Source organism: Methylobacterium sp. JK268, assembly GCF_054052225.1.
Genome location: NZ_JBSVZN010000019.1, coordinates 95756 through 113901 on the forward strand (window position 1 = coordinate 95756; position 18146 = coordinate 113901).

16 protein-coding genes are annotated in these 18146 nt (G+C 71.0%); 5 read left to right on the forward strand and 11 right to left on the reverse strand.

The features are described 5' to 3' along the window. Positions 1-215 precede the first annotated feature (215 nt). The 4 genes from ACW9J6_RS20585 to ACW9J6_RS20600 form a co-directional block, all read right to left on the reverse strand. Positions 216-1382 (reverse strand): acetyl-CoA acetyltransferase, encoded by a 1167-nt coding sequence (locus ACW9J6_RS20585; protein ID WP_457118374.1) that lies wholly within the window; start codon positions 1380-1382, stop codon positions 216-218. 83 nt (positions 1383-1465) lie between these two features. Then, positions 1466-2167 carry a 7-cyano-7-deazaguanine synthase QueC gene (queC, locus tag ACW9J6_RS20590; RefSeq protein ID WP_457118375.1) on the reverse strand — a complete coding sequence of 234 codons (702 nt, stop codon included), beginning with the start codon at positions 2165-2167 and terminating at the stop codon, positions 1466-1468. Positions 2168-2292: 125 nt separating this feature from the next. Continuing rightward, positions 2293-2574 (reverse strand): Fis family transcriptional regulator, encoded by a 282-nt coding sequence (locus tag ACW9J6_RS20595; RefSeq protein WP_457118376.1) that lies wholly within the window; start codon positions 2572-2574, stop codon positions 2293-2295. Beyond that, positions 2571-2852 carry a type II toxin-antitoxin system RelE/ParE family toxin gene (locus ACW9J6_RS20600; RefSeq protein ID WP_457118377.1) on the reverse strand — a complete coding sequence of 94 codons (282 nt, stop codon included), beginning with the start codon at positions 2850-2852 and terminating at the stop codon, positions 2571-2573. The genes ACW9J6_RS20595 and ACW9J6_RS20600 overlap by 4 nt, the downstream gene beginning before the upstream one ends. A 181-nt stretch (positions 2853-3033) precedes the next feature. Between ACW9J6_RS20600 and ACW9J6_RS20605 the strand changes: the two genes are divergently transcribed. Next, positions 3034-4269: an MFS transporter gene (locus tag ACW9J6_RS20605; RefSeq protein ID WP_457118378.1), complete on the forward strand. Its 1236-nt coding sequence runs from the start codon at positions 3034-3036 to the stop codon at positions 4267-4269. Here the strand turns inward: ACW9J6_RS20605 and ACW9J6_RS20610 are convergent. The 3 genes from ACW9J6_RS20610 to queE form a co-directional block, all read right to left on the reverse strand. Then, positions 4196-4894 (reverse strand): nucleotidyltransferase family protein, encoded by a 699-nt coding sequence (locus tag ACW9J6_RS20610; RefSeq protein ID WP_457118379.1) that lies wholly within the window; start codon positions 4892-4894, stop codon positions 4196-4198. The two genes, ACW9J6_RS20605 and ACW9J6_RS20610, sit on opposite strands and share 74 nt — an antisense overlap. Before the next feature lie 3 nt (positions 4895-4897). Further along, positions 4898-5254, reverse strand: coding sequence for a 6-carboxytetrahydropterin synthase QueD (queD, locus tag ACW9J6_RS20615; RefSeq protein WP_457118380.1), 357 nt, complete (start codon positions 5252-5254; stop codon positions 4898-4900). 106 nt (positions 5255-5360) lie between these two features. Further along, positions 5361-5993 (reverse strand): 7-carboxy-7-deazaguanine synthase, encoded by a 633-nt coding sequence (gene queE, locus ACW9J6_RS20620; protein ID WP_457118381.1) that lies wholly within the window; start codon positions 5991-5993, stop codon positions 5361-5363. 305 nt (positions 5994-6298) lie between these two features. Between queE and ACW9J6_RS20625 the strand changes: the two genes are divergently transcribed. After that, on the forward strand, positions 6299-7741 hold the full coding sequence (locus tag ACW9J6_RS20625) for a D-alanyl-D-alanine carboxypeptidase family protein (RefSeq protein ID WP_457118382.1): 1443 nt from the start codon (positions 6299-6301) through the stop codon (positions 7739-7741). Between the two features lie 312 nt (positions 7742-8053). Here ACW9J6_RS20625 and ACW9J6_RS20630 read toward each other — a convergent pair whose 3' ends face one another. Next, entirely contained in the window at positions 8054-8761 is a 708-nt protein-coding gene (locus tag ACW9J6_RS20630; RefSeq protein WP_457118383.1) for a TetR/AcrR family transcriptional regulator, read from the reverse strand. 75 nt (positions 8762-8836) lie between these two features. On the opposite strand from ACW9J6_RS20630, the gene ACW9J6_RS20635 reads away from it, so the two are divergent. Next, positions 8837-9976 carry an HlyD family secretion protein gene (locus ACW9J6_RS20635; RefSeq protein WP_457118384.1) on the forward strand — a complete coding sequence of 380 codons (1140 nt, stop codon included), beginning with the start codon at positions 8837-8839 and terminating at the stop codon, positions 9974-9976. Continuing rightward, positions 9973-11544, forward strand: coding sequence for a DHA2 family efflux MFS transporter permease subunit (locus ACW9J6_RS20640; RefSeq protein WP_457118385.1), 1572 nt, complete (start codon positions 9973-9975; stop codon positions 11542-11544). The genes ACW9J6_RS20635 and ACW9J6_RS20640 overlap by 4 nt, the downstream gene beginning before the upstream one ends. Before the next feature lie 268 nt (positions 11545-11812). Here the strand turns inward: ACW9J6_RS20640 and glnA are convergent, their stop codons facing one another. Both glnA and ACW9J6_RS20650 read right to left on the reverse strand, forming a co-directional pair. Continuing rightward, a complete protein-coding gene (glnA, locus tag ACW9J6_RS20645) occupies positions 11813-13225 on the reverse strand; it encodes a type I glutamate--ammonia ligase (RefSeq protein ID WP_457118386.1) in 1413 nt (470 codons plus the stop codon). A 106-nt stretch (positions 13226-13331) separates the two neighbouring features. Further along, entirely contained in the window at positions 13332-13670 is a 339-nt protein-coding gene (locus tag ACW9J6_RS20650; protein WP_012336219.1) for a P-II family nitrogen regulator, read from the reverse strand. 175 nt (positions 13671-13845) lie between these two features. On the opposite strand from ACW9J6_RS20650, the gene ACW9J6_RS20655 reads away from it, so the two are divergent. Next, positions 13846-15333 (forward strand): NAD(P)H-hydrate dehydratase, encoded by a 1488-nt coding sequence (locus tag ACW9J6_RS20655; RefSeq protein ID WP_457118387.1) that lies wholly within the window; start codon positions 13846-13848, stop codon positions 15331-15333. Positions 15334-15342: 9 nt separating this feature from the next. Here the strand turns inward: ACW9J6_RS20655 and ACW9J6_RS20660 are convergent, their stop codons facing one another. Continuing rightward, positions 15343-17955, reverse strand: coding sequence for a peroxidase family protein (locus ACW9J6_RS20660; RefSeq protein WP_457118388.1), 2613 nt, complete (start codon positions 17953-17955; stop codon positions 15343-15345). Positions 17956-18146: the final 191 nt, after the last annotated feature.

Below are 18146 nucleotides of genomic sequence, written 5' to 3' on the forward strand. Positions count from 1 at the left end.
CTTGCTGAGGCCGAGCCACCCTCACGCGGGATCTTCGATCCCCCGGCCCCTCTCCCACTCGGGAGAGGGGAGAAGTGCCTCCCATTGTCCCCGGACAGCCGTCCGCTCTGCGGGCGAGGGTGCCCATGGAGCCGGGCGGGGGAGAGGAACCCAGCTTCGAGAATTGGCCAAACCGTGGTGGAGGGCGCCAAGCTCAGCAGCGTCGCGCCCACCCCCTACTTGATGCGTTCCAGCAGGCTCACGTAGTTCGCGACGGCGACGCCACCCATGTTGAACACGCCGGCCAGCGTCGCGTCCGGGATCTGCATGCCGCCGGCCTCGCCGCAGAGCTGCATCGCCGAGAGCGCGTGCATCGACACGCCGGTCGCGCCGATCGGGTGTCCCTTCGCCTTGAGGCCGCCCGAGGGATTGACCGGCAGCCGGCCCTCCTTGGTCGTCCAGCCCTCGCGGATGGCGTCGGCGCCGCGACCCTCGGGCGTGAGGCCCATCGCCTCGTACTCGATGAGCTCCGCCACCGTGAAGCAGTCATGGGTCTCGACGAGGGAGAGGTCGTCGAGCCGCAGACCCGCCTTGCCCAAAGCCTGCGACCAGGCCTTGGCGCAGCCCTCGAAGCGCAGCACGTCGCGCTTCGACATCGGCAGGAAGTCCTGCGCGTGGGCGGTCGCCCGGAACGCCACGGCGCGGCGCAGCCGCAAAGCCGTCTCGGTGTCGGCCAGCACGATGGCGGCGGCGCCGTCGGAGACGAGCGAGCAGTCGGTGCGCTTGAGCGGGCCGGCGACGAACGGGTTCTTGTCGGATTCCGTGCGGCAGAACTCGTAGCCGAGGTCCTTGCGCATCTGCGCGTAGGGGTTCTCGACGCCGTTGCGGTGGTTCTTGGCGGCGATCATCGCCAGCGCGTCGGACTGGTCGCCGTGGCGCTGGAAGTAGCGGGCCGCGATGCCGCCGAACACGCCCGCGAAGCCCGCCGGGGTGTCGCCGTCCTCGGGCAGATAGGAGGCCCTGAGGAGGTTGCCGCCGATCTCGGCGGCGGGCGTGCGGGTCATCTGCTCGACGCCGACCACGAGCACGATCCGGGCGTCGCGGGCCGCGATGCTCTTGAGCCCCTGGTGGACCGCCGCAGAGCCCGTGGCGCAGGCATTCTCGACCCGCGTGGCGGGTTTGAAGCGGAAGCCGTCATCGGCCTGCAGCACCAGGGAGGCGGTGAAGTCCTGGGGCGAGAAGCCAGCGTTGAAGTGGCCGAGCACGATCTCGTCGACGTCGCCGGCCGCGATGCCCGCATGGGCCAGCGCCTCCTCCGCCGCGCGGACCACGAGGCTCTCGACGGTCTCGGTCGTGTGCTTGCCGAAGGGCGTGTGGCTCCAGCCGACGATGCAGGCGGTCATGGCGTGATCTCTCCCGGGGGCCGGTCGCGGCCACTCTTGTTCGGTTCCTTGTGCGGGAGGTCGCGGCGGCGCACAAGCGCGCCTCAGTCAGCCCTGAACCGCGCGTAGCCCGCCTCGCGGAGCTGGCAGGCCGGGCAGGTGCCGCAGCCGAAGCCCCAGGCGTGGCGCGCGCCGCGCTCGCCGAGGTAGCAGGTGTGCGTGTCCTCGACGATCAGCGACACCAGCGCTTCGCCGCCGAGGTCGCGGGCGAGGCGCCAGGTCTCGGCCTTGTCGATCCACATCAGCGGCGTGTGCAGCACGAAGCGCCGCTCCATGCCGAGGTTGAGCGCCACCTGCAGCGCCTTGATGGTGTCGTCCCGGCAATCCGGGTAACCGGAATAGTCGGTCTCGCACATGCCGCCGACGATGTGGCGCAGGCCGCGCCGGTAGGCGAGGGCGGCCGCGAAGGTCAGGAAGGCGAGGTTGCGCCCCGGCACGAAGGTGTTGGGCAACCCGCCCGCCTCCATGGCGATGGCGGTCTCGCGGGTGAGCGCCGTCTCGGAGATGTCGCCGAGCACGCCGAGGGGCAGCGTGTGGTCCTCCCCGAGCCGCGCCGCCCAGTCGGGCCTGAGGCCGGCCAGGCCTGCCCGCAGTGTGTCGCGGCACGCGAGCTCGACCCGGTGGCGCTGGCCGTAATCGAAGCCCAGGGTCTCGACCCGGTCGAACCGATCGAGGGCCCAGGCGAGGCAGGTGGTGGAATCCTGCCCGCCGGAGAACAGCACCAGCGCGCCTTCGCTCGCACTCATCGTCGGGTCTCCCGGAGGTCCGGTTGAGGTGGACCGCGATGACGCGGCACGCAAGGGCGGGGCCGGGCGGCACGGAGCAGCCGGACGGAGCCGTGTCCGACACGGCGCCCCAACCGAGAGGCGCGTCACGCCAGTTCGAGACGCAGTCTCCGGCCAACGGCGGAGGCGGCCCGCTGCATGGTGTCGAGTTGCACCTTGTCGTTTGCAGGATCCAACAAACGGTCGAGCTGTGCCCGGCTCGTCTTCATCCGCGTGGCCATCTCGCTCTTCGTGATCTTCTGCTCGGTCATGGCTTGCTCGATCTGCCACACGAGAACGCGCTTCAACGCATGCGTCTCAGCTTCGCTCTCCATTCCTTCCGCCTTAAGGAATTCTTCAAATGACGAACCGATGTGAGGATTTGTCATTGATCCACATCCTTTTGCCGTCCGCGCGCCGTCTCCAGATCGATTTGCGGCGTTTTCTGCGTTTTCTTGATGAAGGCATGCAGCAAGACCATGCGCCCTGCGCTGACGCAAAAAATCACGCGGGCGATGCGGCCTTGACTCAGGCTGCTGCGGACTTCCCACAACCCGCCCCCCAGGGATCTGCAGAGCGGCACTCCGAGCGGCCAACCGTACAGTCTCGCAAGGTGACGGGCTGGACGTGCGGTGGCGATCGGGGAAGGGCCTTCCCACCCTGGCACTGCCCGTCGGCAGCCGAAGCTTCGTTCGCGCCATCGCGACGTTCAGCGACCCGGCGCGCGCCGCGCCGTGAGCCTTCGGGCATTCCGCTCTGCGCCCCGAAGATCCGATTCGTCAGCAACAAACGGGATGTTGGGCCCGCGTGCGGATGCGTGGATGCGGCGCACCACTTGGAGTTCATCCGTGTCGTCCGCACCCACCCAACGGCTTCCGGCCTCCTTCCGCCGCCTCGCGGCCTCCAACCTGGCGGCCCAGCTCTCCGAACAGATCGCCTTGGCCGCAGCGCCCCTCGTCGCCGTGCTGCTGCTGCGGGCCGGGCCGGCCGAGACCGGCTACCTTCAGACGGCGCAGACCCTGCCGTTCCTGCTCCTGTCGATGGTGATGGGCGCTCTCGCCGACCGGGTCCCGCGGAGCAAGCTGATGGTGGCCGCGGAATGCGCGCGCGCCCTGTCCCTCGCCGCCATCCTCTGCCTGCTGCCGGGCGGGTTCCTCACCGTCCCCCTCCTGGCCGGCCTCGGCTTCCTCGGGGCCATGGGCACGGTCGCCTACAGCGTCGCCGCGCCGGCCCTGGTCCCGGCGCTCGTGACCTGGGAGCAGCTCGCCGCGGCGAATCGGTGGCTGGAGCTGGCGCGCAGCCTCGCCTACGCGGCGGGGCCGGCCCTGGGGGGCGTGATCGTCGGGAGCCTCGGTGCGCCGCTCGCCTACGTCCTGGCGGCAATGCTCTCCCTCGCGGCGACCGGGTTGCTGACGCGGCTGCCGGACCCGCCGAGCGCGAAGCGGGCGCGGCCGGCTATGCTGCACGACATCCGGGAAGGGGCGGCCTTCGTCCTCGACCATCCTCTCCTGCGGCCGGTGCTGATCACCGCCACCGTCTTCAACACGGCCTGGTTTATCCTGCAGGCCGTGTACGTGGCCTACGCGGTGGAGTCCCTCGGCCTGTCCGCGGCGGGGGTGGGCGTCACGCTCGGCGCCTACGGCGCGGGCATGCTGACCGGAGCATCGCTGGCGCGCCGCTTGGCCGATCACCTCAGCTTCGGAGCGATGATCGCCGTCGGGCCGGCCTCCGCGCTAACGGCCTCGCTGCTCATGCTCGCGACGCTCATCCATCCGTCCGGCACCCTGGCGGCGCTGGCGTTGTTCCTGTTCGGAGCGGGTCCGATCCTCTGGACCATCACCACGACGACCCTTCGGCAATCGGTGACGCCCGCCGCGATGCTGGGGCGCGTGTCGGCCGTCGTGATGACGGCGACCTTCGGGGCCCGCCCGCTCGGGGCAGCCGCGGGCGCGCTCCTGGCCGCCCATACCGACGTCGCCGCCTGCCTGTGGGCCTCCGCGGCGGGATTCCTCATTCAGTTCCTGGTGCTGATCGCGTCGCCGGTGCGGCACCTCGCGCGGCAGCCCGAGCCGGTTCGCGCCTGACCGGCTGGCTGCGCGGCCCCGCCGCATCCGCGGCGGCTCCGGCGTCCCACGGCTCGACCGCGAGGTCCGGCCAGATCGCGCGCATCCGCGCCGCCTTCTCGGCGTAGGTCCCCGCATTGGCGAGCGCCCGGTTCGGCCGCACGCGCATCGCGAAGAGGTCGGATAGCCCGAACGGCGCCGCGACGTCGAAGGAACCGTCCGCCTCCAGGCGCACCCCCACCGCGTGGACGATGGCGGCGTAGCGGGTGAGCCCCTCGTCCGCCGAGGCGAGCGGCGGGTAGGGCGCGCCGAAGCGCTGCGGGAACCAGAGATGCACCCGCGCTTGGTTGCGCGTCTCGACCGGGCCGGCGCAGCCCGCGACCGCCGCGGCGATCCGGCGGATGACGGCATCCTCGGCCGCGAAGCCGAGGTCCGCCGCGTCGTAATAGACGAGGTCGTAGTCGCGGATGCCGGTGCCGCGGGGGCGGCCGGTCAGCACGTTCCAGACCGTCTGGTAGAGGCAGCCGGCGACGAGCCGCCATTGCGGCAAGCCGAGCGGCCGGATGGCCGTGAGCAGCCCCATCAGGTCCGGGTCGGCGCGCAGGATCGCCTCGAACCGCGCCCGCAGCTCCGGCTCGGGTCCCATGCCTCAGGCGCCCGTGTACTCGGCCCAGGACATTGGCGTCTCGTAGACCCGCACGGCCGCGAGAGCGGGGAGGGCGGGGCGCGCACGGGTCCAGATCCAGAGCGCGATGTGCTCCGCGGTCGGATTCTCGAGGCCGGGCACGTCGTTGAGGCAGTGATGGTCGAGTTCCGCGAGGAGCGGCGCGAAGGCGCTCTCCACGTCGAAGAAGTCCACCACCCAGCCGGTGCGCGGATCCACCGGCCCGTCCAGGGTGAGTTCCACCCGGTAGGAATGGCCGTGCATGCGGCGGCAGCGATGGGTCTCGGGGACGTTCGGCAGCCAGTGGGCGGCCTCGAAGGTGAAGGCCTGCGTGATCTTCATGGCAATCGTCGGGGCGAGGCGGGGGCGCTCTCGGGCAAGCGCGGATGAGGCCCCATAGCACCCGGTGGGGGCGGACCGGAACCGCCCGCCGCGCAGGGTCGCTCCCTCAGGGGATCCCGATGATCTTGTGGGTCTGCAGGCTGAGCCGCCAGCGGGCGTTGCGCCGACAATACTCCACGGCCGCCCGCGTGTGAGCGGCCCGGTCCGGCCCGTCCATGGGCTGCAGGAAGAAGTGTCGGAAGGCGAGCCCGGAGACGTCTTCGGGCAGGAGGCCGGCCTGCGGATAGACGAGCTTGAGTTCGTCGCCGCGCGTGAGGCGCAACGGGGCGCCCGCCTTCGGGCTGACGCAGATCCAGTCGAGCCCCTCCGGCGCGTCCTGGGTGCCGTTGGTCTCGACGGCGGTGGTGAAGCCCCGGCCGCGGATGGCCGCGAGCAGGGGTGCATCGACCTGGAGCAGGGGCTCGCCGCCCGTGAACACGACGTAGCGGCCCTCGGGACCGCCCTCCCAGGCCGCCGCGACCGCGTCCGCGAGGGCCTCGGCATCCGCGAAGCGCCCGCCGCCCTCGCCGTCGGTGCCGACGAAATCCGTGTCGCAGAAGCGGCAGACCGCCGAGGCCCGGTCCGCCTCGCGTCCGCTCCACAGGTTGCAGCCGGCAAAGCGGCAGAACACGGCGGCGCGCCCGGCCTGGGCGCCCTCGCCCTGGAGGGTGTGGAAGATCTCCTTGACGGCGTAGCTCATCGGGACTCCGGGCCCGGCTCCGTCCGGGCGCATCCGCCCTGCCAGATGGGGGCGGGATCGCGCAACCGCATCCCGAGACGCAGCGGCCATGCCGCCCCGTGTGGACATTCCGCGACAGGAACGCTCTGCCTTGCTGCCGCCACGGATCCCGCGTTGATGCCGGGGAGCGCGGCGCTGTCAAAGGCCGCGCGTGTGCCCTACACTCCAGGTCGATCGGCCATCGAATGTCAGATCATGGGCGCGGTTTCGGGGACGGCGCGCCGGGGGCGGCGCGCGGCGGGATCGGCCCGACGGGGATGCGAGTGATGATGAAACCTGCCCCGCTCGCGCGGCTTTTCGGGCGTCTCGTGGGGTTGGCCGGCCTGCTGGCCGCCGGTGCCGCCGGCGCCGTCACCCAGCCGATGCTGGTGGTCGACGTCGATTCCGGGAAGGTGCTGTACAGCCAGGCCGCGACCGATCCCTGGTACCCGGCCTCGATCACCAAGCTCATGACCACCTACGTCGCCCTCGACATGGTCCGCCAGGGCCGGGTTTCGCTGGACCAGCTCATCACCATCTCGGCCGACGCGGCGGCGGAGCCGCCCTCCAAAATGGGCTTCAAGCCGGGCACGCAGCTCACCCTCGACAACGCCCTGAAGATCATCATGGTGAAGTCGGCCAACGACATCGCCTGGGCCATCGGCGAGAATCTCGGCGGCTCGATCGACGGCTTCGCCGCATTGATGAACGACACCGCCCAGCGCCTCGGCATGCGCGACAGCCACTGGTACAACCCGAACGGCCTGCCGGACCCCCGGCAATGGACCTCGGCGCGGGACATGGCGACCCTCGGGCGGGCGCTTCTGCGCGATTTCCCCGATCACCGGGACCTGTTCTCGATCTCGGCCATCCAGTTCGGCCGCGCCGTGATGCCGAACCACAACGGGCTGCTCGGCCGCTACGCCGGCGTCGACGGCATGAAGACCGGCTTCATCTGCGCGGGCGGCTTCAACGTGGTTGCGAGCGCGACCCGCAACGGGCGGCGGATCATCACCGTGGTGATGGGCCAGCCCAGCGCCCGCGAGCGCGACATCAAGGCCGCCGACCTCCTCGATTACGGCTTCGGCCAGAACGGCTGGGGCGGGACCCAGCTCTCCGACCTGCCGGCCTCGCAGATGCCGGCCCCGCCCGACATACGCCCCTACGTCTGCGACAGCCGCAAGCCGATGCCGACGGACGCGGATTCCTCGGCCGTGACGGCGAGCTCGAACAACGACACCACCGCGGCGCAGCTGCTGGGCGCGGCGGCCCCGCCCTCCGCGACGCTCGCCTTCGCGACGATGAGCAGCGCGGCGCTGAAGGGGCGGACGCTGCCGCCCCGTGCGCCCCTGCAGCCGGTCCTGGTCTGGATCGGCCGCGACCCGGCCGAGGGCGCCGCCCTGGCGGCCGCGGACGAGGACGCGAAGGCCGCCCGGCGCGCGCCCCGCGTGCGGGCCGCCCGGGTGAAACACGCGCCGGCCCCGAGCCGCGCCATCGCGGCGAGCGGCGCGACGGTGCCGCAGCCGAAGCTCCTCGCCCGCAGCCGCGGCGCGGCCCCGGCCGCCGCCTCCGCCTACGCCGCGGCGCCCCGCACGACGACGGTGATCAGCGACGCCAAGGGTGCGAATGCGGTCGCGAAGCCCGCGCCGAAACACGCCGAGAAGGGCAAGAAGGCCGAGAAGCCGAAGGCCGTGGCCGCCAAGGCGAACGGGGCGAAGAAGAACAACTGAGGGGGGAGGGTCGGCTTTCCCCCCGCGGCAAGGTTGCCCGGGAAGGAGAGAGGCGATGCTCCTGCTTCCGCATGAGCCCCCAGACGCGTCTGGAGCGCACGACACCCCTCATGCTGAGGTGCCGCGCAGCGGCCTCGAAGCACGCCAGACCAGAGATCCAAGACAACGGCTGCTTGGATACCTTGTTCTGCGGTGCTTCGAGGCTCCCTGCGGTCGCACCTCAGCATGAGGACGTGAGTTTATCGCCAGAACGCGGGTCTGCGACGGCAGCTCACCACCGCCTGGCGGGATGAGACCTGTCGGTCTTCAGCCTCATGGGACTTGATCAAGCGTCGCGATGTCCTGCCGCGCCCGCACCCCATTCAGGAACAGCGTCACGGCGGCCTGCCGCCGCCGCTCCCGCGTTTCCGGATCGGGGTGGATGCCGTAGAGCGCCAGCCGCGAGTCGCGGCCCAGCACGAGGTTCAGGAACAGGTCGGCGGCAATCTCCGGATCGTCAACCAGGATCTGGCCCCGGTCGGCGAAGCCCTGGAGCAGCGCGCCGACCGCCCGTACCCCGCGCAGCCATCCCTCCTCGTGGGCGAGCCGCGCGATATCGGGAAACTGCATGGCCTGCGCGACGATGCAGCGCTTGAGCGCGTCCGCTCCCGTATTGCTCGCATGGGCGAGGAGGGTCCGGCTGAGGTCGTGCAGCGCACTCTCCACGTCGGCCGGGCCGGCCTGCTGCGCCAGCGCCTCGGCCGCCGCCGACAGCGGTGCCAGCCACTCCTCGATGCGTTGGCGCACCACCGCCGCGAACAGGGCGCGCTTGTCGGCGTAGCGCCCGTAAACGGTCGGCTTGCTCACACCCGCCGCCTCGGCCACCGCGTCGATCGAGGTCCCGTCGAAGCCGCGTTCCATGAAGAGCTGCGTCGCGACCGCCACGATCCGGGCATCGCGCAGCGCCGCCTCCTCGCGCGTCGGCCGCCCGCCGCGTCCCCGCCGCACGTCACCGGGCGGGTCCAGCACCTCGTTCGTCATCCCGAGAGACTCCTTGCCACCCTCGATCTCCCCGCTTATTAAAACGATACCGTATCGTTTTGATTCTGGCCACCCATGGACGCCCGGCGCACCGAAAGCTTCGAGACCGCCACGCCCGTCGCCCCGGGAGCGGCCCCACCTCCGCGCCGCCGCCGGCGCCTGGTTCTTCCGCTCCTCGTGCTCCTCATCCTGGCGAGCGCCGGTGCCTATGGCTGGCACTGGTGGACGATCGGGCGGTTCCTCGAGACCACCGACGACGCCTATCTGCAGGCCGACAAGGTGACGGTGGCGCCGCGCGTCGCCGGATACGTGGCCGAAGTGCTGGTCGGCGACAACCAGGCGGTGAAGGCCGGCGCCGTCGTCGCCCGGCTGGACGATCGCGAGGTCCGGGTCGCCCTCAAGCAGGCGGAGGCCGAGGTCGAGAAGAACCGGGCGCAGCTCCTCGGCTTCGCGGCGGCGATCCTGCAGCAGCAGGCGCAGGTGGCCTCGGCCCGGGCCGACCTCGTCAACGCGGAGGCGGCGCTGACCTTCTCGCAGCAGGAATACACCCGCTACCAGGACCTGATGAAGACGGGCTCCGGCACGGTGCAACGCCAGCAGCAGGCGGACGCGGATCTCCGCCAGCGCAGGGCCGCCCGCGACAAGTCCGCGGCCTCCCTCGACGCGGCGCAGAAGCAGGTGGAGAGCTTCCGGGCCCTGGAGACCAGCGCCCGCGCGAGCCTGGAGGGCGCGCAGGCCAAGGTCGAGCAGGCGCGGCTGACCCTCTCCTACGCGACGATCACGGCACCGATCGCCGGCGTGGTCGGCGACCGCTCCCTCCGGGTCGGGCAGTTCGTCTCCGCCGGGACCGGGCTCCTCACCCTGGTGCCGATGGGCCGCGACATCTACCTCGTGGCGAATTTCAAGGAGACGCAGGTCGGCGCGATGGCCGAGGGCCAGCGGGTGAGTTTCACGGTCGACGCCTTCGGCGACCACGTCTTCGCAGGCCGCGTCGAGAGCTTCGCCCCGGGCACCGGCTCGCAATTCGCCCTGCTGCCGCCCGAGAACGCCACCGGCAACTTCACCAAGATCGTGCAGCGCGTGCCGGTGCGCGTCGCCCTCGACGACGACCCGTTGCTGGCGCGGCTGCGGCCCGGCCTCTCGGTGGAGGCGACGGTGCACACGCGCGGCCGGATCGAGACGGCGCCGCGGGTCGCGCAGGCCCTCGACCAGTGAGCGACTCGGCGGCGGGTGTGCCGGCGCGGGCGAGCACCCGCGACTGGCTGGCGGTGTTCGGGGCGATCCTCGGCGCCTTCACGGCCATCCTCGACATCCAGATCACCAACTCCTCGCTCGCCGACATCCAGGGCGCGCTCGGCGCCTCGGCGGAGGAGGGGAGCTGGATCTCCACCGCCTACCTGATGGCGGAGATCATCGTGATCCCGCTCACCGGCTGGCTGTCCTCGGTGGTCGGCCTGCGCCGCTACCTCGCGACGAACACGATGCTGTTCATCGCCTTCTCGGTGGCCTGCGCGCTCTCGACCAGCCTGCCGCAGATGATCCTGTTCCGGGCCGGCCAGGGCTTCACCGGCGGCGTGCTGATCCCGACCGCGATCGTGATCGTGCGCACGCGGCTGCCGCGGGCGCAGCAGGCGGTGGGAATCGCCCTGTTCGGGCTCACCGCCACCTTCGCGCCGGCGATCGGCCCGACGGTGGGCGGCTACCTCACCGACAACCTGTCCTGGCACTACATCTTCTACCTGAACCTGCTGTTCGGGCCGGTGGCGGTGGCGATCCAGCTCTCGGCCTTCGACCCCGTGCCGGCGCGCTGGAGCGAACTCCTCAAGGGCGACTGGCTCGGCATCGGCCTGATGGCGACGGGCCTGCCGGCCCTGACCTTCGTGCTGGAGGAGGGGCAGCGCAAGGACTGGTTCGGCTCACCGGTGATCGTGGACGCCGCGCTGATCGCGGCTTCGGGAATCGTGGGCTTCATCATCCGCGAGCTGACCGCGGCCCGGCCCTTCATCAACCTGCGCGTGCTGGGGAACCGCTCGGTCGGCGGCGCCTGCCTGCTGATGACCGTGCTCGGGGCCGTCTCGTACGGTTCGATCTACATCATCCCGCTCTACTGCGCCCAGATCCAGGGCTACAACGCCCAGCAGATCGGCACCGTGGTGATGTGGTCGGGCCTGCCGCAGCTGATTCTGTTTCCGGCGATGCCGCTGATCATGCGGGCCGTCGACGCCCGGTTGCTGGTGGTGACCGGCACGCTGTTCTTCATCGCGAGCTGCTGGATCAATGTCGGGCTGACCCACGATGTCGGGATGGACCAGCTGATCCTGCCGCAGCTGATGCGGGCGATCGGCCAGCCGCTCTTCACCATCCCGCTCTCGCAGCTCTCGACGGCGGGGCTCGCGCCGCGCGACACGGCGGACGCCTCGGCCCTGTCGAACATGATGCGCAACCTCGGCGGCTCGATCGGCATCGCGATGCTCTCGACGATGATCGACCGGCGCGAGCACCTGCACTTCTCGGTGCTCGCCGAGGCGATCACCCGCAACGCCACCCGCACGCAGGACCATCTCGCGATGCTGGCGGCGGGGCTGCATGCGCGCATGCCCGACCCGGTGGCCGCGAAGAGCGCGGCGATCGGCATGCTCGCCCAGCAGGTGCGCCGCGAGGCGACCGTGATGGCCTACGCGGACGGGTTCTGGCTGGTGGGGGTGAGCCTCGTGCTGAGCCTGGCGGTGGTGGCCCTGCTCAAGAAGCCGGCGCGGGCGGGCGGGCCGGTGGAGGCGCATTAGAGCGGCTGTACGCTGCCTCACCCTCCCCCCTCTGCGGGGGAGGGTGGCGAGCGGAGCGAGCCGGGAGAGGGGCCGGCGCGACGATCCTTCAGCGAGCGCCGTTCACCCGCCGTTGAGTTCCATCCTGAAGCGCGGTTCCCCTCTCCCGCCCCACTCCGTGGGGCACCCTCCCCCGCAGAGGGGGGAGGGAGACGATGCGAGATGGCTGAGACTAGAAAAAAGGGACCGGATCGCTCCGGCCCCCTTCCCAATCTACCGTCCTACCTGCTCAGAGCGAGTAGTAGTGCACGAACTCGATCGGGTGCGGCGTCATCTCGAAGCGCAGCACCTCGGTCATCTTCAGCTCGATGAACGAGTCGATGAAGTCGTCGTTGAAGACGCCGCCAGCCTTGAGGAACTCGCGGTCGGCATCGAGCGAGCTCAGCGCCTCACGCAGCGAACCGCACACGGTCGGGATCTCCTTCAGCTCCGCCGGGGGCAGGTCGTAGAGGTCCTTGTCCATGGCCGGACCGGGATCGATCTTGTTGGCGATCCCGTCGAGGCCCGCCATCAGCATGGCCGCGAAGGCGAGGTAGGGATTCGCCATCGGGTCGGGGAAACGGACCTCGACGCGCTTGGCCTTCGGCGAGGTCGTCCACGGGATGCGGCAGGAGGCCGAGCGGTTGCGGGCCGAGTAGGCCAGCAGCACCGGCGCCTCGTAGCCCGGCACCAGCCGCTTGTACGAGTTCGTCGACGGATTGGTGAAGGCGTTGAGCGCCTTGGCGTGCTTGATGATGCCGCCGATGTACCAGAGGCACTCCTGCGACAGGTCGGCGTACTTGTTGCCCGCGAACAGCGGCTTGCCTTCCTTCCAGATCGACTGGTGGACGTGCATGCCCGAGCCGTTATCGCCGTAGACCGGCTTCGGCATGAAGGTCGCGGACTTGCCGTAGCTCTGGGCGACGTTGTGGATGCAGTACTTGTAGATCTGCATCTGGTCGGCCATCAGCGTCAGCGTGTCGAACTTCATGCCGAGTTCGTGCTGGGCCGACGCCACCTCGTGGTGGTGCTTCTCGACCTTGACGCCCATGGACTGCATGGCGGCCAGCATTTCGCCGCGCATGTCCTGCGCCGAATCCTGCGGCGGGACCGGGAAGTAGCCGCCCTTGGTCTGGATCCGGTGGCCGAGGTTGCCGCCCTCGTACTCGGTCTGGCCGTTGCTCGGCAGCTCGATCGAGTCGAGCTTGAAGCCGGTGTTGTAGGGATCCGCCGAGAAGCGCACGTCGTCGAACACGAAGAACTCGGCCTCGGGGCCGACGAAGACGGTGTCGCCGACGCCGCTCGCCTTCACGAAGGCCTCGGCCTTCTTGGCGATGCTGCGCGGGTCGCGGCCGTAGGGCTCGCCCGTGGAGGGCTCCAGCACGTCGCAGACGATCGACATCGTCGCGGCCGAGAAGAACGGATCCATGCAGGCCGTCGCCGGGTCGGGCATCAGCAGCATGTCCGACTCGTTGATCGCCTTCCAGCCGGCGATCGAGGAGCCGTCGAACATCGTGCCTTCCGCGAAGATGTCCTCGTCCACGAGCGACACGTCGAAGGTGACGTGCTGCCACTTGCCGCGCGGATCGGTGAAGCGGAAGTCGACGTACTTAACGTCGTTGTCCTTGATCTCCTTCAGGACTTCCGTGGCAGTCTTGGCCATTCCCTTTGGACCCCTTCCTAGAGCCGGCGCGCGGCCGTGACGAAGCCGCGGTCCGCCGGGCGGCCGCGGCCTTGAGATGCCGGAGGAGGTCAGGCGGACGGGGAACTCAGATCGCGTCGGCGCCCGTTTCGCCCGTGCGGATCCGGATGGCCTCCTCGATCGACGACACGAAGATCTTTCCGTCGCCGATGCGGCCGGTCTGCGCGGATTTCCGGATCGCGTCAACCGCCCCGTCCACGAGGTGGTCGGGCAGCACGATCTCCAGCTTCACCTTGGGGAGGAAATCAACCACGTATTCCGCGCCGCGGTAGAGCTCGGTATGCCCCTTCTGCCGGCCGAATCCCTTCGCCTCGATCACCGTAATCCCCTGGAGGCCGACCTCCTGGAGGGCTTCCTTCACCTCGTCGAGCTTGAAGGGCTTGATGATCGCTTCGATCTTCTTCATGCCGAGCGGGCCTGGTTCTGCAACGGTTCCAGCCGCATTCCTACCATCGCAGTGCGGCGACCGCCACGAGGATTTCCGGGGTGCGCTGCGAGAAACGCCCGCGGAATGGGCGCGCCCTGCGCGATTGTCGTGCAGCTGCCGCGTCCCGAGACCGGCCCGGAATCGAGGAGAGGCGATGGCGACCACCGAGCTGCTGACCAATGCCGAGATGCGCCGGGCCGACGCGGCCGCGATCGCGGCCGGCACCGACGGGTTCACGCTGATGCGGAGGGCGGGCGCGGCGGTGGCGGCCCGGGCGCTCGCGCGCATTCCGGGGGGCGCCCGGGTGCTGGTCCTGTGCGGGCCCGGCAACAACGGCGGCGACGGCTTCGTGGCGGCGGCGGACCTCGCGGCGGCGGGCCGGCAGGTCGCGGTGGCGCTGCTCGGGTCCCGCGACGCCCTCAAGGGCGACGCCGCCGCGGCCGCCGCGTCCTGGACCGGCCCGGTGGCGGATGCCGCGCGGGCGGACCCGGCCGGGCACGACCTCGTGGTCGACGCGCTGTTCGGCGCCGGCCTGACGCGGCCCCTCGACGGGGCGGCCCGGGCGCTGGTCGAGCGGGTCAACGCCTCCGGGATCCCGGTGCTCGCGGTCGACGTGCCCTCCGGCCTCGACGGCGATACCGGCGCGCCCCGGGGGACGGCGATCCAGGCCGCCGAGACCGTGACCTTCGTGCGGCTCAAGCCCGGCCACCTGCTGCTGCCGGGGCGCGGGCTGTGCGGGCCTGTGACCGTCGCCGATATCGGCATCACGGACGCGATCGTGGCCGGGATCGGCGGGATGATCGCCGCCAACGCGCCGCCGCTCTGGGATGCGGCGCTGCCGCGTCTCACCGCGGCGAGCCACAAATACACGCGCGGCCACGCGCTCGTGGTCTCGGGCCCGGCGACCCGGACCGGCGCGGCGCGGCTCGCCGCCCGCGGGGCGCTGCGGATCGGGGCGGGGCTCGTCACGGTCGCCTCGCCGCCGACGGCGCTCGCCGAGAACGCGGCCCACCTGACCGCGATCATGCTGCGGCCGGTCACCGGCGCGGACGACCTGGAGGACATGCTGGTCGACGAGCGGCTCAACGCCATCGCGGCGGGTCCCGGACTCGGGACCGGGAGCGCGACGCGCGACATCGTGCGGGTGGCAGCGGAGGCCGGGCGCGGCCTCGTCCTCGACGCGGACGCGCTCACGAGCTTCGCGGGCCGGGCCGGCGACCTCGCCCAGCACCTGCGCGAGGGCGGGGCGCGGGCCGTGCTGACGCCGCATGCGGGCGAGTTCGCGCGGCTCTTCGACGGGGTGGCGGCGGTGCCCGAGGGCTCGAAGCTCGAGCGCGCCCGCGCGGCCTCGGCCTTCCTCGGGGTCGTCGTGGTGTTCAAGGGCGCCGACACGGTGATCGCGGCGCCGGACGGGCGGGCGGCGATCAACCGGAACGGGACGCCCTGGCTCGGCACGGCGGGCTCCGGGGACGTGCTCACCGGCTTCGTCGCGGGGCTGCTGGCGCAGGGCATGCCGCCCTACGAGGCGGCCTGCGCGGCGGTGTGGATGCACGCGGAGGCGGGGGGCCGGCACGGGCCGGGGCTGATCGCCGAGGACCTGCCGGAGCTGATCCCGGGCGTGCTCGCCGGGCTGCTCGGCTGAGCCCGGCTTTCAGGCCGAACCGATTCGCCGCCAGGGCTTGAAGCCGTTCTCCACTCCGTAGAGGGCCGGCGCCAGTTCGGGAAAGTGCCGCCGGATCAGTCCGGCGAAGCTGTTGCCGTTGACCCAGGCGATGCCCTCTTGCGTGTAGACCTCCGGCACGAAGTCGCGGGCGATAAAGCGGTCGCTCTTCAGGCGGCGCGAGGCCATCAGCACGAAGACCCGGAAGGCGGTGTCGCTGAAGCCGAAGCCGGGCGGCACCACCTCGGCGAACAGCCCGACCATGAGGTCGAGGCGGTCGACGTTGTCGCGCCCCGCCGTCTGTCCGTAGATCCGGCGCAGCGCCTCGGGCAGCCGCGGATGCAGGGGGTTCTCCAACTCGTCGAAGCTGCGGATCGGCGCCTTGTGGAACAGCTCCCGGAACCGGTTGTAGCGCGGCACGCCGCGCTCCCGGTCGCGCAGGATGTCGATCGTCGCGAGGTCGACCCGCTCCCCGTCCGGCCGCACCAGCGCCCGCAGGAAGTCCGGGTAGTTGTGCAGGGTCACGGCACCCGGATGGGAGACACCGAAGGAGTAGAGCACGTCGGCGAAGCCCCAGCGGGGATCCCGGAACACGGTGAGCTGGTCGAGGTTGCCGACGAGGCCATCCATCATGGCGATCCGCGCGAGGTCGGCGCCGGTGGCGGCCGAGCGGATCGTGAGATCGTCACGCATCAGCGGGTGCAGCCGGTAGACGGAGACGAACTCCTCGGTCAGGCAGTAATCCGCCCCGTGGTGGTTCACGCCCGAGAGCGGGATGCCGGAGAAGCCCTCGTTGTCGCCGATCCGGCCGAGGGCCCGCTGCAGCCGCTCGCCCTGCAGGCCCCACCAGTTGGTCGTCATCACGGTCTCGATCGCCGGCATCGAAAGGATCGCGGGCGTCCACTCCACGGTGTGGATCTTGGCCATCAGGGCCGAGTTGATCATCCGGGCAGTGCCGAACAGCCGGTCGCTGTCCCAGCCCGGATAGAGCGGCCGGAGGTGGTCGCAGATCGCGTTGTGCTCGCGCGCGAAGAGCGTGTGCAGCAGGCTCAGCCCCGCCCACCAATTGCCGGAGAAGCCGGTGAGCGCCCGCTCATTGGGGTCGAGGCTCGCCGGATCGAGGATCAGGTCGCCCTCGGGCAGGTAGAGCTTGCCGTCCGGAAGGGCCTCGCCGGTCGGCACGGGGCGGCCGTCCACGATCCGGTAGTCGCTGCGCAGCCGCGCCGTGGTCTCGCGGTTGCTGCCGTAGATCTGCGAGGCGTCCCACCAGTGCGACTCGGCGTTGGCGTAGGTCGGCGGGTCGCGCAGCCGCCCGCCATTCGCCGCGCGCTCGGCCGCGTAGTCCCGGGTCGGGTCGGGGCGCGTGCGCCGCACCGCCATCGTCTCCGCGCCCCAGGGATCGCCGGGCGCCACGTCGATGCGGAACGGGTCCTCCGCCGGGGGCTCGCCGTGGTTGAACCAGTCGTGCGTCTGGAATTGGATCCAGGCCGCCGCCAGGACATTCAGGGAGGTCGCCTCGATCAGGTCGCGCCGGGCGAGGAGCTCGTTGCTGATCAGGCGCGGGTTCGGGGTCAGCAGGGCCTGCTCGTCCTCCGGGAAGGCCTCGGCCAGGGGCACGTTGCGGCCGAACCGGGCGCCCGGGTTGCTCACCGTGAAGTGCATGCTCTCGTGGTCGGCCAGCGCGGGATCGCTCGCCGAGCCCATCGCCGGCTTGGCGAGGTCGTTGAAGTAGCCGTCCAGGTTGCGCTGGACGAGGTCGGCCGGGGCCAGGGTGTGGGGGGCCGAGAGGCCGGCGGGGTTCGTCACCGGGATCGACGACGTGTCGTGCAGGTTGTCGCGCCGCAGCACCTCGCGCAGGCCCGCGAGGTTCAGCACCGCGAGCGGGGTCGGCAGCCGGTACCAGGGCACCACGCGGTTGAGCGCCTCGAACGCCCCCACATAGGCGCGGCCCGAAACCGAGGCCGGGTCGAAGGGACGGACCACGATCCGGTAGGCGACGGCGGCCAGGGTCCCGGCGAGGAGCAGGAGCCCCGCGGCGCGGACGGCGTCGCGACCGGAGACGACGAGCGTCACCGTCAGCGCGGCGCCGAGGACGAGGGCGTGCAGGATGCCCCGCACGACCTGCGCGACGGGGCCGGGCTTCCGCAGGCGCCACGCGAACACCACGTCGAGCCCCCACCAGAGGGCGAGCAGGCTAGACGCGACGGGGTGGTGGAGGCGGGGCGGCCGCACCGGATCGTCGAAGACGCCGCGCAGCCCCGGCAGCACGCCGGCCGTGCCGATCGCGGCGTGGATCAGGAAGGCGAGGAGCGCCAGCGTCCAGACCACCAGCCAGGCGGGTCCCGGGTCACCCGCACGGCGCAGGAGGTGGAGGCCGATCGCGGGGATCAGCAGCAGCGTCATCACGATGGCCGCGTCGACGGTCAGGAAGTACGCCAGATCCGGCCGGCTCGGCCCCTTCCATAGCGTGGTCGGGATCGGGGGATTGCCCGCCGCGAGCCACTCCGCCGCGGCCCCCGCCTGGAGCCAGGCGCAGGCCACCGCCACCGCCATCATCAGCAGGAACGCGGCCGTCGCGCCGATCAGGAGTGTCTTGTCCGGCATCACGACCCCCCATTTCGTGGATCTCACATGAGTGAACTGAGACGCGATGCCCTTGCGTGCCGCCTCACGGACGTTATGCAGCCTCACGCCGACACAGATGGACTGACAATGATCCAGTTTTTATGTGGATTTGCAAGCGAATAGGGGCACTTGATGATTGCCAATCCATGATCCATGCTTTGGATCGAAGT

Excerpts from the sequence above, each read along its gene's own strand:
- ACW9J6_RS20585 (WP_457118374.1), bottom strand. The coding sequence starts at position 1,382 with ATGACCGCCTGCATCGTCGGCTGGAGCCACACGCCCTTCGGCAAGCAC.
- queC (WP_457118375.1), bottom strand. The coding sequence starts at position 2,167 with ATGAGTGCGAGCGAAGGCGCGCTGGTGCTGTTCTCCGGCGGGCAGGAT.
- ACW9J6_RS20595 (WP_457118376.1), bottom strand. The coding sequence starts at position 2,574 with ATGACAAATCCTCACATCGGTTCGTCATTTGAAGAATTCCTTAAGGCG.
- ACW9J6_RS20610 (WP_457118379.1), bottom strand. The coding sequence starts at position 4,894 with ATGGGACCCGAGCCGGAGCTGCGGGCGCGGTTCGAGGCGATCCTGCGC.
- queD (WP_457118380.1), bottom strand. The coding sequence starts at position 5,254 with ATGAAGATCACGCAGGCCTTCACCTTCGAGGCCGCCCACTGGCTGCCG.
- queE (WP_457118381.1), bottom strand. The coding sequence starts at position 5,993 with ATGAGCTACGCCGTCAAGGAGATCTTCCACACCCTCCAGGGCGAGGGC.
- ACW9J6_RS20625 (WP_457118382.1), top strand. The coding sequence starts at position 6,299 with ATGATGAAACCTGCCCCGCTCGCGCGGCTTTTCGGGCGTCTCGTGGGG.
- ACW9J6_RS20630 (WP_457118383.1), bottom strand. The coding sequence starts at position 8,761 with ATGACGAACGAGGTGCTGGACCCGCCCGGTGACGTGCGGCGGGGACGC.
- ACW9J6_RS20635 (WP_457118384.1), top strand. The coding sequence starts at position 8,837 with ATGGACGCCCGGCGCACCGAAAGCTTCGAGACCGCCACGCCCGTCGCC.
- glnA (WP_457118386.1), bottom strand. The coding sequence starts at position 13,225 with ATGGCCAAGACTGCCACGGAAGTCCTGAAGGAGATCAAGGACAACGAC.
- ACW9J6_RS20650 (WP_012336219.1), bottom strand. The coding sequence starts at position 13,670 with ATGAAGAAGATCGAAGCGATCATCAAGCCCTTCAAGCTCGACGAGGTG.
- ACW9J6_RS20655 (WP_457118387.1), top strand. The coding sequence starts at position 13,846 with ATGGCGACCACCGAGCTGCTGACCAATGCCGAGATGCGCCGGGCCGAC.
- ACW9J6_RS20660 (WP_457118388.1), bottom strand. The coding sequence starts at position 17,955 with ATGCCGGACAAGACACTCCTGATCGGCGCGACGGCCGCGTTCCTGCTG.